General features: G+C 64.9%; 25 protein-coding genes and 1 tRNA gene. 4 read left to right on the top strand and 22 right to left on the bottom strand.

All coding sequences use genetic code 11. The features are described 5' to 3' along the window. Positions 1 to 14 precede the first annotated feature (14 nt). Positions 15 to 836: a posphoenolpyruvate synthetase regulatory kinase/phosphorylase PpsR gene (gene ppsR, locus F615_RS0105705; protein ID WP_019560215.1), complete on the top strand. Its 822-nt coding sequence runs from the start codon at positions 15 to 17 to the stop codon at positions 834 to 836. A gap of 23 nt (positions 837 to 859) precedes the next feature. Here the strand turns inward: ppsR and F615_RS0105710 are convergent, their stop codons facing one another. The 16 genes from F615_RS0105710 to rpsB form a co-directional block, all read right to left on the bottom strand. Further along, the gene (locus F615_RS0105710; RefSeq protein WP_245558328.1) at positions 860 to 1,621 is read right to left on the bottom strand and encodes a TrmH family RNA methyltransferase; all 762 of its coding nucleotides are present in this window, start codon (positions 1,619 to 1,621) and stop codon (positions 860 to 862) included. An 8-nt stretch (positions 1,622 to 1,629) separates the two neighbouring features. Further along, complete coding sequence (rnhB, locus tag F615_RS0105715; protein WP_019560217.1) at positions 1,630 to 2,256, bottom strand: ribonuclease HII; 627 nt, start codon at positions 2,254 to 2,256, stop codon at positions 1,630 to 1,632. Beyond that, positions 2,228 to 3,382 carry a lipid-A-disaccharide synthase gene (gene lpxB / locus F615_RS0105720; protein WP_019560218.1) on the bottom strand — a complete coding sequence of 385 codons (1,155 nt, stop codon included), beginning with the start codon at positions 3,380 to 3,382 and terminating at the stop codon, positions 2,228 to 2,230. Before lpxB ends, rnhB begins: the two co-directional genes overlap by 29 nt. 2 nt (positions 3,383 to 3,384) lie before the next feature. Next, the gene (gene lpxA / locus F615_RS0105725) at positions 3,385 to 4,173 is read right to left on the bottom strand and encodes an acyl-ACP--UDP-N-acetylglucosamine O-acyltransferase (RefSeq protein WP_019560219.1); all 789 of its coding nucleotides are present in this window, start codon (positions 4,171 to 4,173) and stop codon (positions 3,385 to 3,387) included. 14 nt (positions 4,174 to 4,187) lie between these two features. Then, positions 4,188 to 4,631 (bottom strand): 3-hydroxyacyl-ACP dehydratase FabZ, encoded by a 444-nt coding sequence (gene fabZ, locus F615_RS0105730; RefSeq protein WP_026330066.1) that lies wholly within the window; start codon positions 4,629 to 4,631, stop codon positions 4,188 to 4,190. Beyond that, positions 4,628 to 5,659 carry a UDP-3-O-(3-hydroxymyristoyl)glucosamine N-acyltransferase gene (lpxD, locus tag F615_RS0105735; RefSeq protein ID WP_019560221.1) on the bottom strand — a complete coding sequence of 344 codons (1,032 nt, stop codon included), beginning with the start codon at positions 5,657 to 5,659 and terminating at the stop codon, positions 4,628 to 4,630. Before lpxD ends, fabZ begins: the two co-directional genes overlap by 4 nt. Then, positions 5,656 to 6,171 (bottom strand): OmpH/Skp family outer membrane protein, encoded by a 516-nt coding sequence (locus tag F615_RS0105740; protein ID WP_019560222.1) that lies wholly within the window; start codon positions 6,169 to 6,171, stop codon positions 5,656 to 5,658. Before F615_RS0105740 ends, lpxD begins: the two co-directional genes overlap by 4 nt. Further along, positions 6,171 to 8,495 (bottom strand): outer membrane protein assembly factor BamA, encoded by a 2,325-nt coding sequence (gene bamA, locus F615_RS0105745; protein WP_083932404.1) that lies wholly within the window; start codon positions 8,493 to 8,495, stop codon positions 6,171 to 6,173. The genes F615_RS0105740 and bamA overlap by 1 nt, the downstream gene beginning before the upstream one ends. 4 nt (positions 8,496 to 8,499) lie before the next feature. Continuing rightward, positions 8,500 to 9,870, bottom strand: coding sequence for an RIP metalloprotease RseP (rseP, locus tag F615_RS0105750; protein ID WP_019560224.1), 1,371 nt, complete (start codon positions 9,868 to 9,870; stop codon positions 8,500 to 8,502). After that, positions 9,867 to 11,051, bottom strand: a complete 1,185-nt coding sequence (ispC, locus tag F615_RS0105755; RefSeq protein WP_019560225.1) for a 1-deoxy-D-xylulose-5-phosphate reductoisomerase — start codon at positions 11,049 to 11,051, stop codon at positions 9,867 to 9,869. The genes rseP and ispC overlap by 4 nt, the downstream gene beginning before the upstream one ends. 2 nt (positions 11,052 to 11,053) lie before the next feature. Further along, positions 11,054 to 11,890 (bottom strand): phosphatidate cytidylyltransferase, encoded by an 837-nt coding sequence (locus F615_RS0105760; RefSeq protein WP_019560226.1) that lies wholly within the window; start codon positions 11,888 to 11,890, stop codon positions 11,054 to 11,056. 2 nt (positions 11,891 to 11,892) lie between these two features. Further along, a complete protein-coding gene (gene uppS, locus F615_RS0105765; RefSeq protein WP_019560227.1) occupies positions 11,893 to 12,603 on the bottom strand; it encodes a polyprenyl diphosphate synthase in 711 nt (236 codons plus the stop codon). 52 nt (positions 12,604 to 12,655) lie between these two features. Next, positions 12,656 to 13,216 carry a ribosome recycling factor gene (frr, locus tag F615_RS0105770; RefSeq protein WP_019560228.1) on the bottom strand — a complete coding sequence of 187 codons (561 nt, stop codon included), beginning with the start codon at positions 13,214 to 13,216 and terminating at the stop codon, positions 12,656 to 12,658. 14 nt (positions 13,217 to 13,230) lie between these two features. After that, positions 13,231 to 13,941: a UMP kinase gene (gene pyrH / locus F615_RS0105775; protein WP_019560229.1), complete on the bottom strand. Its 711-nt coding sequence runs from the start codon at positions 13,939 to 13,941 to the stop codon at positions 13,231 to 13,233. A 65-nt stretch (positions 13,942 to 14,006) separates the two neighbouring features. Further along, positions 14,007 to 14,903, bottom strand: a complete 897-nt coding sequence (gene tsf, locus F615_RS0105780) for a translation elongation factor Ts (protein WP_026330068.1) — start codon at positions 14,901 to 14,903, stop codon at positions 14,007 to 14,009. 117 nt (positions 14,904 to 15,020) lie between these two features. Beyond that, positions 15,021 to 15,764 carry a 30S ribosomal protein S2 gene (rpsB, locus tag F615_RS0105785; RefSeq protein WP_019560231.1) on the bottom strand — a complete coding sequence of 248 codons (744 nt, stop codon included), beginning with the start codon at positions 15,762 to 15,764 and terminating at the stop codon, positions 15,021 to 15,023. Positions 15,765 to 15,973: 209 nt separating this feature from the next. On the opposite strand from rpsB, the gene F615_RS0105790 reads away from it, so the two are divergent. Together F615_RS0105790 and F615_RS17840 are read left to right on the top strand one after the other, a co-directional pair. Then, positions 15,974 to 17,323 carry an amidase gene (locus F615_RS0105790; RefSeq protein WP_019560232.1) on the top strand — a complete coding sequence of 450 codons (1,350 nt, stop codon included), beginning with the start codon at positions 15,974 to 15,976 and terminating at the stop codon, positions 17,321 to 17,323. Positions 17,324 to 17,461: 138 nt separating this feature from the next. Further along, positions 17,462 to 18,943, top strand: coding sequence for a bifunctional ADP-dependent NAD(P)H-hydrate dehydratase/NAD(P)H-hydrate epimerase (locus tag F615_RS17840; protein WP_019560233.1), 1,482 nt, complete (start codon positions 17,462 to 17,464; stop codon positions 18,941 to 18,943). On the opposite strand, the gene rnr is transcribed toward F615_RS17840, so the two are convergent. Next, entirely contained in the window at positions 18,936 to 21,146 is a 2,211-nt protein-coding gene (gene rnr, locus F615_RS0105800) for a ribonuclease R (RefSeq protein WP_019560234.1), read from the bottom strand. The genes F615_RS17840 and rnr overlap by 8 nt on opposite strands. Positions 21,147 to 21,245: 99 nt before the next feature. Between rnr and F615_RS0105805 the strand changes: the two genes are divergently transcribed. Then, positions 21,246 to 21,330: transfer RNA gene (locus F615_RS0105805), tRNA-Leu, on the top strand. 249 nt (positions 21,331 to 21,579) lie between these two features. Here the strand turns inward: F615_RS0105805 and F615_RS0105810 are convergent. The 5 genes from F615_RS0105810 to hflC all read right to left on the bottom strand — a co-directional run bounded on the left by F615_RS0105810 (position 21,580) and on the right by hflC (position 25,875). Next, on the bottom strand, positions 21,580 to 22,101 hold the full coding sequence (locus F615_RS0105810) for a phosphoribosyltransferase (RefSeq protein ID WP_019560235.1): 522 nt from the start codon (positions 22,099 to 22,101) through the stop codon (positions 21,580 to 21,582). Positions 22,102 to 22,175: 74 nt separating this feature from the next. Further along, positions 22,176 to 23,507 (bottom strand): adenylosuccinate synthase, encoded by a 1,332-nt coding sequence (locus F615_RS0105815; protein WP_019560236.1) that lies wholly within the window; start codon positions 23,505 to 23,507, stop codon positions 22,176 to 22,178. Positions 23,508 to 23,556: 49 nt separating this feature from the next. Beyond that, positions 23,557 to 24,720, bottom strand: coding sequence for an ATP phosphoribosyltransferase regulatory subunit (locus F615_RS0105820; RefSeq protein ID WP_019560237.1), 1,164 nt, complete (start codon positions 24,718 to 24,720; stop codon positions 23,557 to 23,559). Between the two features lie 77 nt (positions 24,721 to 24,797). Then, positions 24,798 to 24,983, bottom strand: coding sequence for a DUF2065 domain-containing protein (locus tag F615_RS0105825; protein ID WP_026330069.1), 186 nt, complete (start codon positions 24,981 to 24,983; stop codon positions 24,798 to 24,800). 4 nt (positions 24,984 to 24,987) lie between these two features. Next, on the bottom strand, positions 24,988 to 25,875 hold the full coding sequence (hflC, locus tag F615_RS0105830; protein ID WP_019560239.1) for a protease modulator HflC: 888 nt from the start codon (positions 25,873 to 25,875) through the stop codon (positions 24,988 to 24,990). Between the last annotated feature and the right edge of the window lie 5 nt (positions 25,876 to 25,880).

Raw genomic sequence — 25,880 nt, forward strand, 5'->3', positions numbered from 1 at the left:
CTCCTGCCTTTGTCATGTCCAACCGTACCGTCTTCTTCATCTCCGATGGCACCGGCATCACGGCCGAGACCTTCGGCAATTCCATCTTGAAGCAGTTCTCGCTGCAGCCGCGGCACGTGCGCCGTCCCTTCATCGACACCGAAGACAAGGCCCATCAAGTGGTGCGCGAGATCAATCACACGGCTGAAATCGAAGGCAAGCGGCCAATCGTCTTCACCACCCTGGTCAACGAGGAAGTGCTGGCCATCGTCAAGCAAGGCAGCCAAGCGCTGGTGTTGGACATGTTCTCGACCTTTGTCGAGCCACTGGAGGCCGAATTGGGCATGAAGTCCAACCACCGCATCGGGCGGTTCTCGGACGTGGCCGCCAGCCAGCAGTATCACGACCGCATCGAAGCCATCAACTTTTCACTGGCCCACGATGACGGCCAGTCGGCCCGCAACCTGGCCGAGGCCGACGTGATCTTGATCGGAGTGAGCCGCAGCGGCAAGACACCCACCTCGTTGTACCTGGCCATGCAGCACGGCATCAAGGCGGCCAACTATCCCTTGATCCCAGAAGACTTCGAACGGCGTACCCTGCCCTCCTGTCTGGTGCCCCACAAAAGCAAATGCTTCGGCCTGACCATCGCCCCAGAGCGGCTGAGCGAGATCCGAAACGAACGCCGCCCCAACAGCAAGTACGCCAGCCTGGAGAACTGCCGCTACGAAGTGGCCGAAGCCGAAGCCATGATGCGCCGCGAGGGCATCGCCTGGCTGTCCTCGACGCACAAGTCCATCGAGGAGATCGCCACGACCATCCTGCGTGACATCCGTCCGGATCGGCTGGTGTACTGAGCTCCTTGGGTGCCCCAAGCCGCTCAAACAAGACGCTGCCGCAGTGACTCGTACAGGCAGATCGCCGCAGCCGCCGCGACATTGAGCGATTCCTCGCCGCCAGGCTGGGGGATACGCACGACCTGTTCGCAGCGCGAGGCCAGGGCCGGGTCCATGCCCTGACCCTCATGGCCAAAGACCCAGGCCAGCGGCGAAGCAAGCCGGCATCGGTGCAGTTCCAGCGCCGTGTGCGAACTCGTGCCCACCAGCGGCACGCCCAGGCCGTCCAGCCCCTCGGGATGGGCCAATTCCACCAGATGCAGCGCGAAATGCGCGCCCATGCCCGCGCGCAACACCTTCGGTGACCACAGCGCGGCCGTCCCCTTCATGGCCACGACCTGCTTGACCCCCAGCGCCGCAGCGCTGCGCAAAATCGCCCCCACGTTGCCGGCGTCCTGCAAGCGATCGAGCACCACGGTATCCAGCCCTGTGCGCACTTGGCCGGCCCCCGGCCAGGGCACCAGAAACCCACAATCCGGGGCCGATTCGAGCGCACTGAGTTCGCGCATCAAGGTCTCGCTCACCACCGCCACCCGTACCGCGCCCTGGGCCAGCACACGCCGCTCGGGCCGCGCCCAGGCCGCCTCGGTAAACACCGCCTCGTCACCATGGCCGCCCCGGGCCCGCCAGGCCGAGCCCAGATGATCCCCCTCGAGCCAGACCGAGCCCAGCTTGCGGTAGGCGCTGGGGTCGCGCAGGAGTTTGCGCACTTTCACGCACAGCGGGTTGTCACGCGAATGCAGCATCTCGACCTTCATGCCTGCCCCCGCAAAGCGTCACGAACCGGGGCAAAACTGCGTCGGTGCGCTGGACAGGGTCCGTGTTCGCGCAAGGCCGCCAAATGTTCGCGCGTGGGATATCCCTTGTGCGTGGCAAACCCATACTCTGGATGGGCCTCGTGCAACGCCATGCACAGGCGATCGCGATGCACCTTGGCCAGAATCGAAGCGGCCGAGATGGCGGGCACCTTGGCATCTCCTTGGACGATGGCCTCGGCCGGGACCTTGAGCACCGGCAGCCGGTTGCCATCGACCAAGACCCGCGCCGGCTTCAGACGCAACCCCTCCACCGCCCGGCGCATGGCCAGCAGTGTCGCCTGAAGAATGTTCAGCCGGTCGATCTCCTCCGGCGAGGCCACAGCGATGCTGCAGCACAAAGCCTTGGCGCGAATCTCGTCATACAAGCGCTCACGGCGCAATGCGCTGAGCCGCTTGGAATCCGCCAGCCCCTTCACCGGTTGCTGGTCGTCCAGGATCACGGCGGCAGCCACGACGGGTCCGGCCAACGGCCCGCGGCCGGCTTCATCGACCCCAGCCACCAATCCGGGTGACTCCCAGCACAGAGCCAACTGTTCAGCGCCCAAGGACTTGCGCGATCGCATCGGTAGCGGCCTGCGCCGTGTTGCGACGCAGGAGATGGTGCAATTCGATGAAACGCTGCTGCACACGCTCGCAGCGCGCCGGATCATCCAGCCAGGCCAGGGCCGCATCGGCCAGGGCTTGTGGGGTGGCTCGATCCTGCAGCAATTCGGGCACGACGAAATCGCCACACAAGATGTTGGGCAGCCCCACCCAGGGCTGGTAGCCCATGCGCTTCATGAGCTGCCAGGTCAACCAGTGCATGTGATAAGTGATGACCATGGGCCGCTTGAACAGCGCGGCCTCCAGTGTGGCCGTGCCACTGGCGATGAGCGTCACGTCGCAGGCGGCCAGAGCCTCGTGCGACCGACCGTCGAGCACCCGCAGCGGCACCTCGGGGGCATGCGTGGCCACCAACGGATCGATCATCTCACGCAGACCGGGTGCCGCCGGCAGCACGAAGCGCAGCTCCGGTCGCCGACGATGCAACAACGCCGCAGCGGCCAAAAGCGGTGTGGCGATGTACTGGATCTCGCTGCGTCGGCTGCCCGGCAGCAACGCCACCACCGTCTCCGACGCCGACAACCCCAAGGCCTGCCGCGCCGCGGCCCGAGGTACTTCCAGCGGAATCGCATCGGCCAGCGGATGGCCCACATAGCTGGCGGCAATGCCGTGGCGAGCCAACAGTTCAGGCTCGAAGGGAAACAGACAAAGCACGTGGTCGGCGGCCTTGGCGATGCGGGTCACGCGCCCGCCGCGCCAGGCCCAAATCGACGGACAGACGAAGTGCACCGTCTTGATGCCGGCTTCGCGCAACCAGGACTCCAACCCCAGATTGAAATCCGGCGCGTCCACACCGATAAAGACATCCGGACGCTCTAGAAGCAACCGACGCGCCAGCTGCCGGCGGATGCCGGCAATCTCGGCATAATGCCGCAGCACCTCGGCATAACCCCGCACGGCCAGCTTGTGGTGCGGCCACCAGGCCTGGAAGCCTTGCTCGGCCATGCGCGGCCCGCCAATGCCCACAGCACTCAGATCGGGCCAACGCTGACGCAGCCCGTCCATCAGCAGCCCGGCCAGCAAATCCCCCGACGCCTCGCCGGCCACCAGCGCCAGACGGGGGGCAGTCTTCGCCTGTGCCACCACAGTCAGCGCACGATACCGCGCTCGGCCTGAGCCAGGAAGTCCAGCATCAGGCGCACATCGGCTTGCGCCTCGGCGGCCGAGTCCGCCAGCGCGGCGAGTTCCTCCTTGGCCTGCGCCAGCGTCAGCCCTTTGCGGTACAGCGTGCGGTGCATCTGCTTGACGACGGCGATGCGCTCGGGGGAGTAGCCCCGACGGCGCAGCCCTTCCTGATTGATGCCCTGCGCTTGCGCAGGGTTGCCCGCGGCCGTCACGAAGGGCGGCAGATCTTGCGACAAGCGGGTCTGAAAACCGGTCATCGCATGCGCGCCCACCCGCACGAACTGATGCACACCCGACAACCCCCCAAGAAAGACCCAGTCGCCCAAATGCACGTGCCCGGCCAACTGGACCGCATTGGCCAAAATGATGTGACTGCCCAACTGGCAGTCATGCGCCACGTGGACATAGGCCATGATCCAGTTGTCGTTACCGATGCGCGTCACCCCGGCATCCTGCACCGTCCCGGTGTTGAAGGTGCAAAACTCTCGAATGGTGTTGTCGTCGCCGATCACCAACTCGGTGGGCTCGCCTGCATATTTTTTGTCTTGCGGCGCAGCGCCCAGGGAACAAAATTGGAATATGCGATTGCGGCGGCCGATGGTCGTGCGCCCCTCGATGACGCAATGAGCACCGATGCTGGTCCCCTCATCGATGCGCACATCCGGGCCGATCACCGCATAGGGTCCCACGCGGACATCGGACGCCAACTCGGCCTTCGGGTCGACCAAGGCAGTGGGATGGATCTGAGCCATGACGACGCCCCTGCTCAGGCCTCCACCAATCGCTGGGTGCACATGATCTCGGCCTCCACCGCCACCTCCTCGCCCACCCGCGCTTGGCACTTGAACTTGTAGATACCGGCCCGCGCTCGGTCCAGCGTCACGTCCAGCAGCAACTGATCGCCGGGCTCCACCGGTCGCTTGAAACGAGCCCCATCAATGCCAACGAAGTAGTAAACCGCCCGAGGATCGCGCTCCACCGAGGCCGAGGTGAAGGCCAGCAGCGCAGAGGCCTGGGCCAACGCTTCGAGCATCAACACCCCTGGCATGACGGGACGGTTCGGGAAATGACCTTGAAAGAACGGCTCGTTGGCGCTGACGTTCTTCAGGGCCAAGATGCGCTTGCCCGGCTCGGCTTCCAGCACCCGGTCCACCAGGAGGATGGGGTAGCGATGAGGCAGCTGCTTGAGGATCGAGTGGATGTCCATCATGGTGTCAGTTTCTTTTCGAGGGCGCGCACACGCTCGCGCAACTTGTGCAACTGGCGCAGTGTCGCGGCATTCTTTTCCCAGGACGCATTCTCGTCGATGGGGAACACGCCGCTGTAGAGCCCAGGCTGCAGCAACGAGCGCGTCACCAGCGACATCGACGAGATATGCACATGGTCGGCAATCGTCAGATGGCCCAAAATGCCTGCACCACCGCCGACCGTGCAATGCCGACCAATGCGCGCACTGCCGGCCACCCCAACGCAGCCCGCCATGGCCGTGTGCGCCCCGATGTGCACGTTGTGGGCGATCTGCACCAGGTTGTCCAACTTGACCCCGTCCTCGATCACCGTGTCCTCCAGGGCGCCACGGTCCACGCAACTGTTGGCGCCGATCTCCACATCGTTGCCGATGCGCACCCCGCCAAGCTGCTCGATCTTCTCCCAGCGACCCTCGTTCGGTGCGAAGCCAAAACCATCGGCACCGATCACCACACCGCTGTGCAGCACACAGCGCTCGCCCAGGCGCGTGCCCGGCATCAGCGTCACACGAGGCGCCAGCCGCGTGCCGCGGCCGATCACGACGCCAGCGCCAACGAAGGCATGCGCGCCGATCACCACGCCATCACCGATCACCGCCCCCTCCTCGACCACGGCGTAAGCCTCGATCCGCACATCATGGCCGATGCGGGCCTGCTCACTGACCACGGCCGTCGGATGGATGCCGGCAGGACGGGCCGCTCGCGTCCGCGCCGCCCACCATTGGGTCAAGCGGGCAAAGTAAAGATAAGGATCGGCCGTGACGATGGCCGCCCCCCGGGCAGCGGCTGCCTCCCGAAAGGCCGGCGCCACGATCACACAGCCCGCCCCGGTCGACTGCAACTGAGACTGATAGCGCGCGTGCGCCAAAAAGCTGAGCGTTGAGGCATCCGCCCCTTCCAACGGCCCGATCCGGTGGATGCGCAGCTCACCCGAGCCGACGAGTTCCCCTCCCAGCTCGGCAACGATCTCGCTCAGTCGGACATCGCTCACTTGCCACCGTTGGCGTTGAGGGCCTTGATCACCTTGTCTGTGATGTCCACCCGCGGGCTGTAGTGCACCGCATCCTGGACGATGAGATCGTATTTCTCACTCTCGGCGATCTGTTTGATGACCCGGTTGGCCCGTTCGATGATGGCCGCCAACTCCTCATTGCGGCGCTGGTTGAAGTCTTCCTGCAACTCACGGCGGCGACGCTGAAACTCGCGGTCCTGCTCGACCAGCTCGCGTTGACGGCGTGCTCGCTCGGACTCCGACAACGTCGGCGCATCCTTCTCCAAACGCTCGGAGTTGGCCTTCAAGCGGGCCCCCAATTCATTGAGCTCTCGGTCGCGGCGAGAAAACTCCGCCTCCAGGCGGCTGGTGGCCGCTTTGGCCGGCGCAGACTCTCGCATGACGCGGTCGCTGTTCACATAGCCGATCTTCAGTTCCTGAGCCTGCGCGAGCTCAGCCGCGCCGAAAGACAGGACAATGGCCGTCAGGGCGGCCCCCAAGAGTTTCTTCATCAGAATGCGGTTCCAATCTGGAATTGAATGCGCTCGATTCTATCGCCCGGCTGCTTGCGCAGCGGCACGCCATACGCCAGTTTCAACGGCCCCACCGGAGAGATCCAGCTCAGCCCAACACCGCTGGACAGGCGCAACTCGTCAAAGCGGATGCGATCTTCTTCGCCAAAGACATTGCCGGCATCGACGAAACCAAACAGCCGCAGCGTACGATCGTTGCCCGAGCCTGGGAAAGGCACGTAGAGCTCGCCATTGAGATTCAGCCGTTTGGCCCCGCCCACATAGGCGCCAGTGGCATCCACCGGGCCCAGCGAGCCTTGCGCAAAACCACGGACGGTTCCCAGCCCCCCGCTGTAGAAATTCTTGAACACTGGGAACGGACGACCTTGCAAGCCCTTGCCCCACCCCAGCTCGGTATTGAACGCCAAAGTGAAATCGCGGGTCAGTGAGAGGTACTGCTGGAACTGATAATTCGTGCGCAAATAGCGCGTATCGCCAGCCACACTCCATTCGGCATTGACGCGCTGATAACGCCCTCGTGTGGGCACCAACGCACTGTCACGGTCGTCACGCGTCCAGCCCAGCGTCAAGGGCACACTCAAACTCGTCGGACCGAAGCGCTCACGATAACGGAAATAGCTGTTGGGCAGCGCGCCTGGCTCGCCGCGGATTTCCGTGCGTTCCACGCCAATGCCGAGAAACACGCGGTCGTACTCCGTCACCGGAACGCCAAAGCGGATCGAAGCCCCGGGAGTCACCAACTTGTAATCGCTGCCTTGGCTGGACAGCGGCTGGGTCGTGCGGTAGTACACGTCGATGGACCGCGAGACTCCGTCCATCGTGAAATACGGGTCGACCGTGCTGACCACCAGCGTGCGGTTATACCGACTCGTATTGAACTCCACCCCCAGATAGTTGCCCGAACCGAAGATGTTTTCCTGCTTGATCGCGGCCGTCAACGTGAGCTTCTCGGCACTGGAAAAACCCGCACCAAGCAGCAGATTGCCGGTGGGCTTCTCGACCACGCGCAAGTTCAAATCTACCTGATCGAGCGAGCCGGGCACCTCCTCCGAGTCGATGCTGACCTCACTGAAGAACCCCAAGCGGTCGACCCGATCGCGCGACAAGCGGATGCGCTCGCCGTCATACCAAGCCGACTCGAACTGGCGGAACTCCCGTCGGATGACTTCGTCCCGCGTGCGGGCGTTACCGCTGATGTTGATGCGCCGCACATACACACGGCGCTGGGGGTTGGCCACCAACGCAATGGACACCCGCCCGCTGGCGCGGTCGATGTCCGTACGCGGCTCGATGCGTGCAAACGCATACCCAAAGGCGCCAAAGCGCTCCGCAAAGGCGCGCACGGTCTCGGCCACCGCCTCGGCACGGTAGGGTTCGCCGGGCTGGATGCGCACCAGGGCTTTGAAATCATCCTCCTTGCCCAGGTAGTCCCCTTCCAGGCGCACACCGGTCACCACATAGGGCTGCCCCTCGCGGACATTGATCGTGATCGTGATGTCTTGCTTGTCCGGTGAAATCGCCACCTGGGTCGACTCGATCGCAAACTCCAAATAGCCACGATTCAAATAGTGCGAGCGCAGCTTCTCCAGGTCGGCATTGAGCTTGGCACGTGAGTACCGGTTGGATTTGGTATACCAGCTCATCCACCCACCGGTGCTCAGGTCGAACAAGCCGAGCAGCTCTCGCTGCGAGAACGCCCGGTTGCCGGTGATGCGAATCTCGCGGATACGGGCCTGCCCCCCCTCGGTCACGGAGAAGGTCACATTGACGCGATTGCGCTCCAACGGCGTCACCGTGGTGATCACCTCGACGCCATAGAGGCTGCGCGAAAGGTATTGTCGCTTGAGCTCCTGCTCGGCCCGATCGATCAGCGCTTGATCGTACGGTCGCCCGTCGGTGATACCCACTTCGCGCAGGGCCTTGGTCAGCGTCTCGCGATCGAATTCTTTGATACCCACGAACTCGACACCGGCGATGATAGGCCGCTCCTCGACCACGACCACGACCACATCGCCTTCGACCTCGATGCGCACGTCCTTGAAAAGACCGGTGGCAAACAACGCACGCAGCGCGGCCGCCCCCTTGTCATCGTTGTAAGTGTCGCCGATGCGAAATGGCAGCGAGCCGAAAACCGTGCCCGGCTCCGTGCGCTGCAGCCCTTCGACGCGAATGTCGCGCAGCACGAAAGGATCGACAGCCCAGGCAAACGCTCCATGCAAGGTGGCCAAGACAGCCACCGTCAGCGTGCGAAACCGGGGGGAGAAACGGGACTTGGAGGATGTTGTGGAGTTTTTACGCAGCATGCGGTCAGTGCAGACCCAAAAGGCGGGCGACGTCGTTATAGAGCGCCAGTGACATCAGCATGAGCATGATGGCGACGCCGCCGCGTTGCAGCCGTTCGAGCCACACCTCGGAGACCGGCCGCCCCGTCACTGCTTCGAAAAGATAATACATCAGGTGCCCGCCATCGAGGACGGGCAACGGCAGCAGGTTGAGCACGCCCAGACTCACGCTCAACAGCGCGAGAAAGCCCAGATAGTAAGCCACGCCCAACTGCACCGACTGACCCGCAAAGTCGGCAATCGTCAGCGGACCACTCAAATTCTTCAACGAGGCATCGCCGACGAGCATCTTGCCCAACATGCGCAGGCTCAGAACCGACACCTCCCAGGTGCGGGCCAAGGCATATCCCCATCCCTCGAAAAAGCCGTAACGGACAGTGACGAACTCGACAGGCCGCCCCACGAAAGCTTCGATGCGCCCCCACACCTGATCACCCTGGCGATGTACCGAAGGCGTGACTTCCAGCTCCAGCACCTGCCCGGAGCGATCGACGCGCCACTGCATGGGCACGGCCGCGCCGCCCCGCACCGAGTGCCGAATGAGCTCTCGTAGACGGGCAGCGTCTTGAATGGGCTGACCGTTCACGCTGAGCACGCGATCGCCCTGCCGCAGACCCGCACGGGCGGCTGGCCCGTCGGCCAGGACTTCGCCGAGCACCGGCTCGCTGTATGGCGCCCCAAGCCCCACCTTGGACATGAGTCGGGCATCCACCTCGCGCGCGCCCAGCGACGCCAGTGCCAGCCTCACCGTGCGGGGGTGGTAGCCCTGGGCATCGGTGACCTCCAGATCGAGATCGCGCTGATCCACCGCGGCTTCGGTGATACGCCAGCGCAGATCACCAAACGAACGCACCGGCTCGACATCGCCCTCCCCAGTGCGCACGCCCTGCACCCAATCGCCCGCCCGCAGGCCGGCGCGCTCGGCCAGGCTGCCTGCCGCCGGCGCTCCCAACACGGCTTTGGGCTCGTCCATGCCGATCCAGCCCGCGGCCGCATACAACAGCACCGCCAGCAAGAGGTTGGCCGCCGGGCCGGCGGCCACGATGGCCGCGCGCGCCCTCAGCGGCTGGCGGTTGAAGGCCCGAGGCGCCAGCTCCGCAGGGACCACGCCCTCGCGTTCATCGAGCATGCGCACATAGCCGCCCAAAGGCAGCGCACAAACCACGAACTCGGTGGCCTCGGGATGCGCCTGGCGACGCCACAACACCGGCCCGAAACCGATCGAAAAACGCAACACCTTCACACCGCAGGCCTTGGCCATGCGGTAGTGCCCCCACTCGTGCACCACGATGAGGACACCGAGCGTGACCAGGAAGGCCAAAACGGTGGTGATCATGCCGACAACTCCGTGACGATGCTGCGTGCCTGGTGCCGGGCCCGAGCATCCAGGGCCAGCAGTGCGTCCAGGGAGTCACGCACTTCCGCTTCGGGCAGCACCCTCTCGAGGGTGAGCAGATTCACGGTGTGAATCTGGTCGAACCGGATGGTTCCCTCCAAAAAGGCGGCCACGGCCTCTTCGTTGGCCGCGTTGAGCACGGCCGTGGTTCCGTGCCGTGCCGAAAGCGCCTGCCAAGCCAAGCTCAGGCCCGGAAAGCGCTGGGGATCAGGCGTCTCGAAGCTCAGCGCACCGATGCGCGTGAGGTCCAGCCGTTCGGCGCCCGAGGCGATACGTTCGGGATAGGCCAAGCCGTAGGCAATGGGCACCTTCATGTCCGGCGTGCCCAACTGGGCCAACACCGATCGATCCTTGCACACCACCATGGAGTGCACGATGCTTTGGGGATGGATCAGCACCTCGATGCGTTCGGGCGGCAAATCGAAGAGCCAGCGCGCCTCGATGACTTCTAACGCCTTGTTCATCATCGTGGCCGAATCCACCGAAATCTTGCGCCCCATCACCCAGTTCGGATGGGCGCAAGCCTCCTGCGGCGTCACGGCCGACAACGTGGCCGGGTCGCGTTGGCGAAACGGCCCGCCCGAGGCGGTCAAGACGATGCGTTCGATGCGTCGCGACCAAGTGGACGCATCTTCGGGCAGACACTGAAAGATCGCCGAATGCTCGCTGTCGATGGGCAGCAAGGTGGCCCCACCGGCGCGCACCGCCTCCATGAACATCGCCCCGCCGACCACCAAGGCTTCTTTGTTCGCCAGCATCAGCTTCTTGCCTGCGCGAGCGGCGGCCAGGCAAGGGCGCAGGCCAGCCGCGCCGACGATAGCCGCCATCACCGCATCCACCTCGGGATGCGCGGCCATCTCCTCCAAGGCTTGGCTGCCTTCGAGCACCTCGGTGCGCAAGCCGGCCTCGCGCACCGCCTGGCGCAAGCTGCGTGCGGCCGCAGCATCGGTCATCACGGCATAACGAGGCTTCCAGCGCAGGCATTGCTCCAGCAGGGCCTGTACACGCGCGTGTGCCGTCAACGCCACCACCTCGAAGCGATCCGGATGCAGCGCCACCACGTCCAGCGTGCTCGTCCCGATCGAGCCCGTCGAGCCCAGGATGCAAAGACGCTGAACCATCCTCACAGGCTCCCCAGGGTCATCGCAATCGGAAAGACCGGCAACAAGGCATCGATGCGGTCGAGCACCCCGCCATGGCCCGGCAACAAGCGACTGCTGTCCTTCACACCTGCGGCACGCTTGACCAGGGACTCGAACAAATCTCCCACCACGCTCATGGCCGTCAGGAACACGCACACCACCACCAGGCCGCCCCACCCCCAGCGCGCATGCAAGGCAGAGTAGAGACTGGGGCCATCGGGCAGGCCCGTGCGATCGAAGGCCATCCATGCAGCCGCCAGCACGAGCACACCGGCCACACCGCACCACACCCCTTCCCAACTCTTCCCGGGGCTGATCGCCGGCGCCAGTTTACGCCGACCGAAGGCGCGCCCTCCGAAGTAGGCAGCGATGTCGGCAGCCCATACCAAACAAAGAATCGACAGCAGATGGTTGACCCCTGTGGCCTTGGACTGATTCAAGGCCAGCCAGGCCAGCCACAGCAGCAACACACCCAAGAGCCAGCGCAGCGAAGCCGGCGCGCTCGACCAGCCCGACGCTCCGACGCGCAGTGCCCAAGCACCGCCCATCACCCACACCATCAAGGCCAGCCACCACAGTGGCGTCAGACTCTGAGCCGACCATCCGGTCCACCACAAGCCCGCACAGCCGGCCACCATCAGGCCGCCCGTGGCATAGGCCATCGGCACGGAACGCAGATTCAGACGAGACCACTCCCAACCGGCCGCGGCCAACAGCAGTGCGCTCAACAGTGCAAACGGCGCGGGATTCGACACCAGCAGCGCCGGCAGCGCCAGCAGCAGCAGCACCACGGCGGTAATGACCCGTTGCTTGAGCATCTTCAGACCTTGGGTACGCCAGCGTCCGCGTCCGTCACACGACCGAAACGGCGGTCGCGGCGCGCATAGGACTGCAGCGCGCGGTCGAGCTCCACCTCGTTGAAATCGGGCCAGAGGCAGTCGGTGAAGTACAGTTCCGTGTAGGCCGACTGCCACAGCAGGAAATTGCTGATGCGCATTTCCCCGCCGGTGCGAATCAACAGGTCGGGATCCGGGGCATAGGACAGGGACAGGTGGCGTGCGATGGCCGCCTCATCCAAATCTTGCGGACGAATTCCTGACTCGAGGGCGCGGCGACAAGCCTGCACCACGTCCCACCGCCCCCCATAACTGAAGGCCACGGTGAGCGTCAGACCCTGATTGTGTCGCGTGGCTTCCTCGGCCTGAAGCCACGCTTGATTGACCTTGTCGGACACCGCAGAACGGTCCCCGATGATGCGCACCCGCACCCCTTTGCTGGCCAGTTCTTCCAGGTGGCGCCCCACGGTGCTGAGCACCAGCGACATCAAGCCACTGACCTCCTCCTGTGGACGCTGCCAGTTCTCGGACGAAAATGCAAAGACCGTCAAATAGGCAATGCCGCGGCGAGCGCAAGCTTGCACCGTGCGCACCAGGGCGTCCACCCCGGCTCGGTGGCCCATGCCACGAGGCATCAACCTGCGGCTGGCCCATCGTCCGTTGCCGTCCATGATGATCGCCACGTGGCGCGGCATCATGGCTGCAACCCCCTGCCCACGAAGCTCGAGCGCGCGATCAAGCGGGCCCTCAGACGGCCATGATCTCCGCTTCCTTGGCAGCGATCAACTTGTCGATCTCGGCCACGGTGCGGTCGGTGAGCTTTTGGATTTCGTCCTGCGAGCGACGTTCCTCGTCCTCGGTGATCTGCTTTTCCTTGAGCAGCTTCTTGGCCTGCTCATTGGCATCACGGCGCAGGTTGCGCACTGCCACCTTGGCTTCTTCGCCCGCGTGGCGGACCACCTTGGTCAGCTCCCTGCGGCGCTCCTCGGTCAGCGGGGGCATGGGAACGCGCAACAAGTCGCCTTGCGCCGCCGGGTTCAAACCAAGGTCGGATTCCCGGATGGCCTTTTCGATCTTGGGCCCCATGCCCTTCTCCCAAGGCTGCACGCTGATCGTGCGGGCATCCAGCAGCGTGACATTGGCCACTTGGCTGATGGGCACCATCGAACCGTAGTACTCGACATGCACCTGATCCAGCAGACCCGGGTGGGCCCGGCCGGTCCGGATCTTGGCAAGCTCTTGCTTGAAGGCCTCGACCGACTTGGCCATCTTCTGCTCGGCAGTCCTCTTGATGTCAGCGATGCTCATGGAAAACGTGCTCCTCAAACATGGACCAGGGTGCCCTCGTCCTCGCCCAGCACCACGCGCTTGAGCGCTCCGGGCTTGAAGATGCTGAACACCTTGATCGGCAACTTCTGATCGCGGCACAACGCGAACGCCGTGGCGTCCAGCACCTGCAGGTTCTTGACGATGGCCTCGTCGAAGCTGATGCTGGTGTAGCGAGTGGCTTCGGGATCCTTCTTCGGATCCGCGGTATACACCCCATCGACCTTGGTGGCCTTGAGCATGATTTGCGCACCGATCTCCGCGCCGCGCAGCGCGGCAGCAGTATCGGTGGTGAAAAAGGGATTGCCCGTGCCTGCGGCAAACACCACCACCTTGCCCTCTTCCAGGTATTGCAGCGCCTTGGGCCGAACGTAGGGCTCGACGATCTGTTCGATGCCGATGGCCGACATCACACGGGCAGTCATGCCTTCCTGCCGCATCGTATCGGCCAGGGCCAACGCGTTCATCACCGTGGCCAGCATGCCCATGTAATCCGCCGTGGCACGGTCCATCCCGACCGATCCACCAGCCACCCCGCGGAAGATGTTGCCGCCTCCGATGACCACGGCCACCTCACAGCCCAGGGCGGTGACTTCCTGGATCTCACGCACGATGCGCACGATCGTGGCGCGGTTGATACCGTACGCATCATCGCCCATCAGGGCTTCACCCGAGAGTTTGAGCAGGACGCGTTGATAGGTCGGCATGCAGATCCTCCGATCGTGGGCAGCGCAGCGCGTGAGAAGTGTATCGGTTTGGCCAGCGGTGAGACTCACTGAGCCTTGGCCGCGGCCACCTGAGCGGCCACCTCGGCAGCAAAGTCGTCCTGCTTCTTCTCGATGCCTTCGCCCACGACGTACAGCGTGAAGCTCTTGACGGTGGTGCCTGCCCCCTTGAGGTATTGCCCCACGGTCTGCTTGCCATCGGCCGCCTTGACGAAGACTTGCTCGAGCAGCGAGACCTCCTTGAGGAATTTCTGCACCGAGCCCTCGACCATCTTGGCGACGATATCGGCGGGCTTGCCGCTTTCGGCTGCCTTCTCGGCGGCGATCTTGCGCTCCTTGTCCACCAACTCCGCGGGCACGTCGGCCGCCGCCAGAGCTGCCGGCTTCATCGCTGCCACGTGCATGGCCACGTCCTTGGCAGCCACCTCGTCACCGTCGAACTCGACGATCACTCCGATGCGGGTGCCGTGCAGGTAATGGGCCAGCTTGCCGCCCCCAGCGTAGCGCTTGAAGCGGCGAATCGTCATGTTCTCACCGATCTTGCCGATGAGACCCTTGCGCACGTCCTCGACGGTCGGCCCGAAGCCCTCCATCGACAAAGGCAGCGCCGACAGGGCCGCCACATCGGCCGGATCATGCTCGGCCACCAGACCAGCCACTGCCTTGGCAAACGCGAGGAAGGCGTCGTTCTTGGACACGAAATCGGTCTCGCAGTTGACCTCGACCAACGCACCGGTGGTGCCCTCGATCGACGCGGCGATCACGCCCTCGGCGGTCACTCGCGAGGCGGCCTTGCCAGCTTTGTTGCCCAGCTTGACGCGCAGAATCTCCTCGGCACGGGCCATATCGCCTTCGGCTTCGGTCAGCGCTTTCTTGCACTCCATCATCGGGGCATCGGTCTTGGCACGCAGCTCGGCCACCATGCTTGCAGTAATTGCGGGCATTGTTGCTCTCCTGTATCACGGGCCGCGCGCATCGACGGCGCGGCCGGGGTCGGGTGTACGGTTTTCGTTGAAAAAAAGGGGCTGAACCAGCCCCCTGGACGAGCACGTGGGCGACGTTCAGGCCGTCTCGCTCACTTCCACGAACTCGTCTTCGGCGGCAGCCGCCTGCACCACCTCGTTCACCGCGTTGGCGCGGCCCTCGAGCACGGCATCGGCCACCGCGCGGGCATACAACGCCACCGCCTTGGCCGAGTCGTCATTGCCTGGGATCACATAGTCGATGTCGGCCGGCGAGTGGTTGGTGTCGACCACACCGATGACCGGAATGCCCAGCTTCTTGGCTTCGGCCACGGCGATCTTGTGATAACCGACGTCGATCACGAACAGCGCATCCGGCAGCGCCGTCATGTCCTGGATGCCGCCAATGTCCTTCTCGAGCTTGGCCAGCTCACGCTGGAACAGCAGAGCTTCCTTTTTGCTGAGCTGATCCAGGCCGGCTTCGACCTGGGCCTGCATGTCCTTGAGCTTCTTCAGCGAAGCCTTGACGGTCTTGAAGTTGGTCAGCATGCCACCCAGCCAACGCTGGTCCACATAGGGCATGCCGGCCCGTTGAGCCTCCTGGGCGACGATTTCGCGGGCTTGACGCTTGGTGCCCACCATCAGGATGGTGCCGCGACGGCTGCTGAGTTGGCGAATGAACTTCATCGCCTCCTCGAACATCGGCAGCGTCTTTTCGAGGTTGATGATGTGGATCTTGTTGCGATGGCCGAAGATATAGGGGGCCATCTTGGGGTTCCAGAAGCGAGTCTGGTGCCCGAAATGGACACCGGCTTCCAGCATTTCACGCATGGTGACGGGCATGTGAGCGCTCCAAAAGGTTGGGTCTAGAATCCGGCGTCAATCGCCAGGCTGCGCACCTTCCAGGCCGCGCACCTGAACGACACCTTTTCGCATCTCTCGGAGCCCCGCCCCGAGGCCAATCGATGGCCGGATCCGCGATTTCGTCCCCCGCGGACTTGCGCTCTGCGCAAAGCCTGCAGGTAAACCCGAAGATTGTAGCACGACACGTCATGCCTGAAGACCTCATCACTGCGCGCGCGCAATGGCAGGCCGGACAACGGCATGCCGTGGACATGGTCGAATCGGCGCTGGCCTTGGCCCAAGGCTCGGCTCGCGAGGCCTTCATTCGTCTTTTCGAAGCGCAGGCCCGGGCAGCGGCTTGCGCGGCCGACCAGGCTCGGGCTGCCGGCGCGCCCACAGGGCCGTTGGCCGGAGTGCCGGTGAGTATCAAAGACCTCTTCGATGTGGCTGGCCACCCGACCACGGCAGGCTCGCGAGTGCTCGCCGAGCGCGCACCGGCTGCCCGTGACGCCGCGGCCGTTGCCCGCCTGCGTCGCGCCGGGGCAGCCCTCATCGGCCACACCCATATGACGGAATTCGCCTACTCGGGTGTGGGCTGGAACCCTCATCACCCCACACCGGCCAATCCGGCGACGGCCGCGCTCGATCCCGCGAATCCGCGCATCCCCGGCGGCTCCAGTTCGGGTGCTGCCATCTCGGTGGCCGTGGGGGCGGCCTGGGCGGCTCTTGGGTCGGATACGGGCGGCTCGATCCGCATTCCGGCCGCTTTGCAAGGACTGGTAGGGTTCAAATGCACGGCACGACTCGTCCCACTGGAAGGCTGCATCCCCCTGTCGCCGACGCTGGACACGGCCTGCGCGATCACTCGCTCGGTGCGCGATGCGGTGCTGTTGCATGAAGTGTTGGCCGACCGGACGGTCTCCATGCGCCCCCGTCCACCGCGAGGATGGCGCCTGGGGCTGCCACGCACCCTGATGCTCGATGAGTTGGAGCCGCTGGTGGAGCGACGCTTCGAGGCCGCGGTGTCGCAGCTGCGCGCCGCCGGCTACCAGATCGAGGACTTCGATCTGCCCGAGCTGAGCGAATTGCCCGCCCTGCAAGCCCACTGCAACTTTCCGGCCGCAGAAAGCTGGGCCTGGCACCGCAGCCTGATCGAGCGCCACGAAACAAGTTACGACCCACGTGTGGCACGTCGCATCCGCAGCGGGCAGCACATCCTGGCAGCCGACTATCTGGCCCTGCAACGCGCACGGGCGGACTGGATCGAGCGCGTGCAGGCCCGCATCGCCGGCTTCGATGCCCTGCTTTCGCCGACCGTGCCCTGCGTGGCGCCGCCCATCGCCCAGATCGCCGCCGATGATGAGGCGTTCTTCCGCCTCAACGCCAGGCTGCTGCGCAATCCTTCGGTGGTGAACTTCCTGGACGGCTGCGCGCTGTCCATGCCTTGCCCGCCGGCCGAAGATTGGCCGGTGGGGCTGATGCTGTGGGCCGGCGCCGGTCAGGACGACATCGTGCTGAACCTCGGGCTGTCGGTGGAAGCCGCCTTGCACGGGCGGTGAGCGGCTTTGCAGCCTGTGGCCGCTGCGCTATCGTGCGAGCCTGTTCGTCCAACACTGTTTACTCCTCGTTCCGTGCCCTCTGCCTTGCGCTCACCCACGCCGGTGCTGTCAAGCCCAAAGGATTGGCCGCTGTACGGCGTGGCCAGCAGCCGTGACATCGAGGCCAGCGCGCAGGCCGATGTGCCGCCGTACACCCTGATGGAACGTGCGGGCCGCTCGGTTGCCCGCTTGGCCCAAGCCGTGGCCCCCCATGCGCCCCAGGTATGGATCGCTGCAGGCCCCGGCCACAACGGGGGCGATGGCCTGGAAGCCGCTGCCCGCCTGCGAGACGCCGGGCGGATCGTGCAAGTCCATCTGTGGGCCGATCCGCATCGTTTGCCCCCCGATGCCGCGCATGCGCTGCGGCGAGCGCGGCAAGCTGGCGTACCCATCATCGCAGGTCCGGACATCGACGCCCCTGCCGGGCTGCCACCCGGCAGCCTGGCCATCGATGCCTTGTTCGGCCTGGGAGGGCGCCGTGCGCCGCAAGGCCCCATCGCTGCGGCCGTGCAAGCGCTGCGACGCCATCCAGGCCCGGTACTGGCCGTGGATCTGCCCACCGGACTGGATGCCGACACCGGACGCTGCCTGGGCAGCGGTCCCGACGACGCGGTACGCGCCGACCACACCCTGAGCCTGCTGACCCTCAAGCCCGGCCTGTTCACCGCCGACGGACGCGATCTGGCCGGACGAGTATGGTTCGACGACCTCGGCGTCAACCCCGAACGGCCAGCCGATGCCTGGCTCGGCGCAGGCCACGTGCCCTGGCCCCACAGACGCCACGCACACCACAAAGGCAGCTTCGGCGAGGTGCTGGTCGTCGGCGGCGCCGCCGGCATGAGCGGCGCGCTGTGGCTGGCGGCACGGGCCGCGCTGGCCGCAGGTGCGGGACGGGTCTACGCCCACCCTCTGGATCCGCAGGCCTCCTTGTTGGACCCTCAACAGCCCGAGTTGATGGGGCGCGATGCAGCGACGGCCGCTTCGCTGCCCATCGACTCGCTGACCGTGGTGTGTGGTTGCGGAGGAGGATCGGCCATCGGGTCCGCCCTGCCGTGGTGGCTCGGACGGGCCCCGCGCCTGGTGCTCGATGCCGATGCGCTCAATGCCGTGGCCGCCGACGCCGGCCTGCAGGCCCAACTGCAACGTCGCGCCCGCCGCGGGCAGTCCACCGTGCTGACCCCGCATCCGTTGGAAGCCGCACGGCTGCTAGGCGCCGCATCGTCCCGGGAGGTCCAGGCCGACCGCCTGGCCGCGGCCCAGACCTTGGCCGGACGCCTGCACTGCACCGTGGTGCTCAAAGGGTCGGGCACCGTGATCGCTCAAGCGGACCGCCCCCCATGGATCAACCGCAGTGGCAACGCAGCCTTGGCCACGGCAGGCACGGGCGATGTGCTGGCCGGCTGGCTGGCCGGTCTGTGGGCTCAAGGGCTCGATGCCTGGACTGCCGCCACCGCCGCGGTGTTTCTACACGGGGCGGCAGCCGACCGCTGGATCGCCGAGGGGCACGGCGCCCCACTGCGCGCCAGCGTGCTCATCGAGCGCTTGGCGGCCTCATGGTCCACCTCGACGCCGACTATCTGACCCGGCGAGCACTGCGTGGCTTGGGCGGCTTGACGGCCGTCTTCTTGGATCCACCGCGAGCGCCGCGACTGACCGCCGCAGCCCCCGCTTTGACCGCACGTGCGCGGGATTTCACCTGCCGATCGGCCGCCTCCACCTCCGCCAGCCGAGCCTGTCGGCTCCCACCCAGGCCTTTGCCCGCGCGGGAGCCAGCGCGCTCGTCGGCCGCCTCGTGCACCATGCGGAAATCGATCTTGCGTCCGTCCAGGTCCACACGGATGACTTGCACCCGCACCCGCGCACCGATCGCGTAGCGCACCCCGCTGCGCTCACCGCGCAGCTCCTGGCGCACCTCGTCGAAGCGGAAATACTCGCCACCAAGCTCGGTGACATGCACCAAGCCTTCGACATAGAGCGCATCGAGCTGCACGAACACACCGAAGCTCGTGACCGCACTGACCGTACCGCTGTACTCCTCGCCGAGGTGATCTCGCATGAAGCGGCATTTGAGCCAGGCTTCGACATCGCGGGAGGCTTCGTCGGCACGTCGCTCGCAAGCGCTGCAATGGATGCCCGCGGCCTCCCACTGCGCCATTTCAGCAGCCGGGGTCTTTTTTTGCGCCCCACGCCGCTGCGGCATCGGCACGTCGAGCAAGCCGCTCAAACGATAGCGCTGCCCCTGCAACAACGCCTTGATGACCCGGTGCACGAGCAAATCGGGGTAGCGGCGAATCGGGCTGGTGAAGTGCGTGTAAGCCTCGTAAGCCAAGCCGAAATGCCCCGAGTTGACTGGGGTGTAAATGGCCTGCTGCATGGATCGCAGCAACATCGAGTGGATCTGCGCCGCATCGGGCCGACCCTTGGTCGCCTCGGCAATGGCCTGAAACTCCCTGGGATGCGGTTCGTCGCTGATGGTCAGCCCCAAGCCCAAGGCCCGCAGATAGTTCTGCAAGACCACGCGCTTGTCCGGCGTGGGACCCTCGTGCACCCGATACAACCCCGGGTGATTGGCGCGAGCGATGAAGTCGGCCGCACACACATTGGCCGCCAGCATGGCCTCCTCGATGAGGCGATGCGCCTCGGTGCGCACCCGCGGCACGATTTTTTCGATGCGACCGTTGTCGTCGCACACGATCTGTGTCTCGACGGTCTCGAAGTCCACCGCTCCACGCTGGGTGCGCTCGCGCAGCAATGCGCGGTACACCTCGTGCAGATGCAGCAAGTGCGGCACCAAGGCTTGGCGGCGCTGGGCCTCGGGGCCGCGGGTATTGGGCAGAATGGCCGCCACCTCGGTGTAGGTGAGCCGCGCATGCGAGCGAATCACCGCCGGGAAAAACTGATAGGCGTGGATCTCACCTTTGGCATTGATGAGCATGTCGCAGACCATCGCCAACCGGTCCTCGTCCGGGTTGAGCGAACACAGCCCATTGGACAGTTTCTCCGGCAGCATCGGGATGACCCGACGAGGGAAGTACACCGAAGTGGCGCGCTCGTAGGCATCGGCATCCAGCGGGTCGCCGGGCTTGACATAGTGGCTGACGTCGGCGATGGCCACCACCAAGCGCCATCCTTTGCCACGGCCAACGCGTGCCGGTTCGCAGTAGACCGCATCATCGAAGTCGCGTGCGTCCTCGCCGTCGATGGTCACCAAAGGCACGTCGGTCAGGTCGATGCGGTGTTTGCGGTCCGCCGGGCGGATCTTGTCGGGCAGCTTGGCCGCCTGGGCCAAGGTCGCCGGCGAGAACTGATGCGGCACTTCGTACTTGCGCACCGCGATCTCGATCTCCATGCCAGGATCGTCGATCTCGCCCAGCACCTCGGTGACGCGACCGACCGGCTGTGAGTACATCGACGGTGGCTCCGTCAACTCCACGGCCACCACCTGCCCAGCCTGGGCTTTGGCGATCGCGTTTTTCGGGATCAGGATGTCTTGCCCGTAGCGCTTGTCTTCGGGCGCCACGATCCACACCCCCCCCTCATGCAACAAACGGCCGATGAGGGGCGACTTCTTGCGCTCGATGATCTCGAGCACACGCCCTTCCGGGCGGCCCTTGCGATCGTGCCGCACCACACGCACGCGCACGCGGTCGCGGTGCAGTACGGCGCGCATTTCCTGCGGCGAAAGATAGACATCGGCCTGTCCATCGTCACGGCGCACGAAGCCATGGCCGTCACGGTGACCGATGACCGTCCCTTCGACCTCGTCGAACAAGGTGGTGGCCATCGTGGTACTTGCAGTTTTCAAATGATTGATGATAGAATCTCCTTCTATTCTGACGCACACGACGCTTGATTGAATGCGTGATGTGAGTCGAGCACCTGAGCCCAGGTGGCGGAATTGGTAGACGCACTAGTTTCAGGTACTAGCGGGTAACACCGTGGAGGTTCGAGTCCTCTCCTGGGCACCAGATACCAAAGCCTCGCATCTCTGATGCGGGGCTTTTTCATTTCCGGCGCGTCTGCGGGTACCAATTTGACGACGCACACGACATCGCATGCGGTATCGCATGCGCAGCCGCATCCGCGGCCACACTTGCCATCACTGGCACCATCCCTGGCCGGCACGAGCCAAGCGGATGGGGCGGCTGCAAAGCCACAGCCCACCCGCGAGGCCATGTTCCTGCGAATCGAGGGCAGACCAGAAGACGGGGCGGCGCTCAAACCTGGTACTTTTTGGCCAACCCTTCGGGACGCAACGTGTCGTACTCTTCGAAGGGCTGGTGGATCCATGGACTGGTGGGCAGCAACTCGACATGGTAGTCCGGCATGTAGCTGGACACGCCCTTGACCCAGATGACTGCCGAGCGCAGCTCCGTGATGGCAGGCATGCCGCGCAAGCGCTCGACCACCGCTTTGAGTGTCACACCGGAGTCGGCCAGATCATCGACCAACAACACTCGGCCGGCCAGTTCGCCCTTGGGCATCGTGATGTATTTGGCCATGTCCAAGCGGCCTTGGATGGTGCCGCCTTCGGCACGGTATGAGCTGGTGGACATGATGGCCAGCGGTTTGTCGAACACACGCGACAGCACATCACCAGGCCGCATGCCGCCCCGTGCCAAGCACAGAATCTGGTCGAAGACCCACCCCGAGTTGTGCACCTTCAGCGCCAGACGCTCGATGAGCATGTGGTACTCGTCCCAGGACACATAAAGGTGTTTGCCATCGTCGGTCAGCATGCAGGCTCCTTGCGCTTGCTCATCGTCTGAGAGATACGGATGAATGGGTTGAGGGGCTGGGCCTAGGCACAGGCTCAGGCCTTGTACGGATGACGCAGCAAAATGGTGTGCTCTCGGTCTGGTCCGGTAGACACCATGTCGATGGGGGCTCCGATATGCGCTTGCATGCGCTCCAGATAAGCGCGCGCATTGGACGGCAATCGGTCCCACTGGGTGATGCCGGCGGTGCTGTCCTTCCAGCCCGGCAGAGTTTCGTACACGGGCCGACAATTGACGATGTCATCGGCGTCCAAGGGCAAGATGTCGATGCGTTGGCCACCGAGCTCATAGCCCACGCAGATCTTGATCTCCTCCAGGCCATCGAGCACATCGAGCTTGGTGATGCACAGACCCGAAATGCCGTTGATCAGCACGGAGCGCCTGAGCGCGGCTGCATCGAGCCAGCCGCAACGGCGCGCGCGCCCCGTGACGGTGCCGCGCTCCTGGCCCACGGTAGACAGGTGGTAGCCCACCGTGCCCGGCTCGTCGATGGGCAGCTCCGTGGGGAACGGCCCGGAGCCCACGCGGGTGGTGTAAGCCTTGGTGATCCCCAGGATGTAGTGCAGTTTGTCCGGCCCCACCCCCGAACCGGCCGCGGCATTGCCGGCCACACAGTTGCTGGAGGTCACATAGGGATAGGTGCCATGGTCAACGTCGAGCAAGGTGCCCTGGGCCCCTTCGAAGAGGACATGGCCTCCCCGCAAATTGGTCTGGTGGATGCGCACGCCCACATCGGCCATCATGGGCTTGAGCTGCTCGGCCACCTGCATTGCATGCTCGAAGATGGGCTCGAAGGCCAAGGCGCTGGACTTGAGGTAGCCCTGCAACACGAAATTGTGCAGATCCAACAATTCGCGCAGCTTGGCCGCAAAACGCTCGGGATGCTTGAGGTCTTGCACGCGCAGCGCCCGGCGCGCCACCTTGTCCTCGTAGGCCGGACCGATGCCTTTGCCCGTGGTGCCGATCTTCCCAGCGCCACTGGACTCCCGCAGGGCTTCGCGCGCACGGTCCAGCTCCACATGGAAAGGCAGGATCAGCGGGCAGGACTCGCTGATGAACAGGCGTGAACGCACCTCCAGGCCAGCGGCTTCCAGGCGTTCGATTTCCGACAACAGATGCGCGGGATCGACGACCACGCCGTTGCCGATGTAGCAAGCCACCCCCTCGCGCATGATGCCCGAGGGAATGAGCTGAAGGGCCGTCTTCTTGCCCTGGATGACCAGGGTATGGCCGGCGTTGTGTCCGCCCTGGAAGCGCACCACGGCACTGGCATGGTCGGTGAGCCAGTCCACCACCTTGCCCTTGCCTTCGTCGCCCCACTGCGTTCCGACCACAACGACGTTGCGGCCGCTGGTGTGCTCAGTCATGTCTCACGATCCCAAACGAAAAGATGTCTGTCGCGTCGCCCCTCGGCGTTTACAGCGGACGGACGACCCAGCGATCGCCGTGCGCGACGAGCTCGCGATCGCATTCGAATTCCTGCACCTCGTGCTCGTGCCCCGGCAGCACGCACACGACGACCTCCCCCTGTTCGCGCAGCCGGCGCACGGCCTCGCGCAGACTGGGATCTTCTCCCCAGGGTGCGCGCACAGCCGCCCGCGTGCCGGCCACCTGGGCCAGGCCCACCAGTTCCTTCAAGTCGGTACTGAATCCCACGGCCGGACGGTTGCGGCCGAAGACCGCGCCGACCTCGTCGTAGCGCCCTCCGCGCACCAATGCGTCAGGGTAGCCTGCCGCGTAAATCGCAAAACGGGCTCCGCTGTAGTACCCGTAGCCACGCAGATCGGCCAAGTCCACCCCCAAGCTCACGCCCGGGAAGGTGCGGGCGAGATGCTCGGTCAGCCAAGCCAGGTCGTCCAGCGCCGCGGCAATGCCCGCACGCGGGGGCAAGCGGCGCCGGGCCTCATCCAGCACCTCCCGCCCACCGTATAGCTGCGTCAAGCTGAGGAGCCCCTCGCGGGACTCGGCCGGAAACCCGGCGGTGAGTTCTTGCAGTGCCGCCGCATCCTTGGCTACCAAGCTGCGATAAACCGCCTCCAATGAGGCCGCATCCACCGGCACCCCCGCCAGCAGCGCTCGCACGATACGGGCATGGGCCAGATCGAGCGTCAGCCCCTGCACGCCCACACGCTGCAAGGCGGTCAGCGCCAGCTCCTGCACCTCCAGATCGGCCTCCAAGCCGGCATGACCGTAGATTTCGGCGCCGAACTGCAGCGGCTCGCGGGTGGCGCGCAGACCGGCCGGCCGGGTGTGCAGCACCGGTGCGCAGTAGCACAAACGCGTCACACCCGCGCGGTTGAGCAAATGGGCATCGATACGCGCAACCTGGGGCGTGGCGTCGGCCCGCACACCGAGCGTGCGGCCACTGAGTTGGTCCACGAGTTTGAAGGTGCGCAGATCCAACTCGCCGCCCGCACCGGTGAGTAAAGATTCGAGGTGTTCGAGCAGGGGCGGCATGACCAGCTCGTAACCGCAGCAACGCGCGCTATCGAGCAAGACCCGCCGCAATTCCTCGATGCGCCGCGCCTCGGAGGGCAAGACATCGGCAATGTGCTCGGGCAGCAGCCAAGCAGAAGACATGGGAACGTGCCAGGGGATTGAAAACGCGATTGTACCGGTGACTCGGCGCCCATCCCCGCAGCGCCGAGCCTGCGGCTTCAGGTGGCCAGCATGAGCAGCAGCAGGCCCGCAGCAAGACTGAGCAGGCCCAGGAAACGCAATTGCCCGTCGGTGAGCCGAAGCGCCTGTTCGAACACCCGGCGCCAGACGCCCGGACTCACGAAAGGCAACAGGCCCTCGAAGACCAGCATCAGCCCCAGCGCCACGAAGATGAGGTCCCCCATGCGGTCAACGGCGGCTCGCGCCAGCGCCACTGCCTTGCATGGCACGGAAGAACTCGCTGTCGGGGTCGAGGATCATCACATCGGATTTGCTGCGGAAGCTCTGACGGTAGGCTTCGAGGCTGCGGTAGAACTGCGCGAACTGCGGATCGCGCCCGAAGGCTGCGGCATAGATCGCCGCGGCCCGGGCATCACCCTCACCCTTGATTCTCTGAGCGTCACGGTAGGCCTCGGCCACGATGATTTCCCGCTGACGATCGGCATCGGCCCGGATGCTCTCGCTCTCGGCCGCGCCAGTGGAGCGGCGCTCATTGGCCACGCGACGACGCTCGGACTCCATGCGACGGTACACCGCATCGGTGATGCTGGCGGAAAAATCCACACGCTTGATCCGCACATCCACGATTTCGATGCCAAAACTTTTGGCATCTTCAGTCAAGCGCGCTTGCACGGCCTGCATCACACGATCACGTTCGGTCGACAGCACCGCCTTGACGGTACGTCGAGTCACTTCCTCATTGAATGCAGCCTGCACGATCGGCGCCAGACGCACCTCGGCGTTGCGCACATCGGCGCCGTTGTTGTTGCGAATGAACTGCCGAGGGTCGGTGATGCGCCACTTGACCAGCCAGTCGATCACCAAGCTTTGCTTTTCAGCGGTGAAGATAGGGCGGGTTTCCGGGCTGTCCAGCGACTGGATGCGTTTGTCCAGGAAAACGACGTTCTGAAAAGGCGGCGGCAGCTTGAACTTCAAGCCGGGCTCGCTGATGACTTCCTTGATCTCGCCCAGCGCGTACACCGCGGCGAATTGGCGCTGATCGACGACGAACAGCATCGACCCGGCCAGGACGACGGCCAGCAGCAGGGTCGAGACGATCATTCCGATGCGATTCATGAGTT

This window comes from Caldimonas manganoxidans ATCC BAA-369 (assembly GCF_000381125.1).
Lineage (GTDB): Bacteria > Pseudomonadota > Gammaproteobacteria > Burkholderiales > Burkholderiaceae_C > Caldimonas > Caldimonas manganoxidans.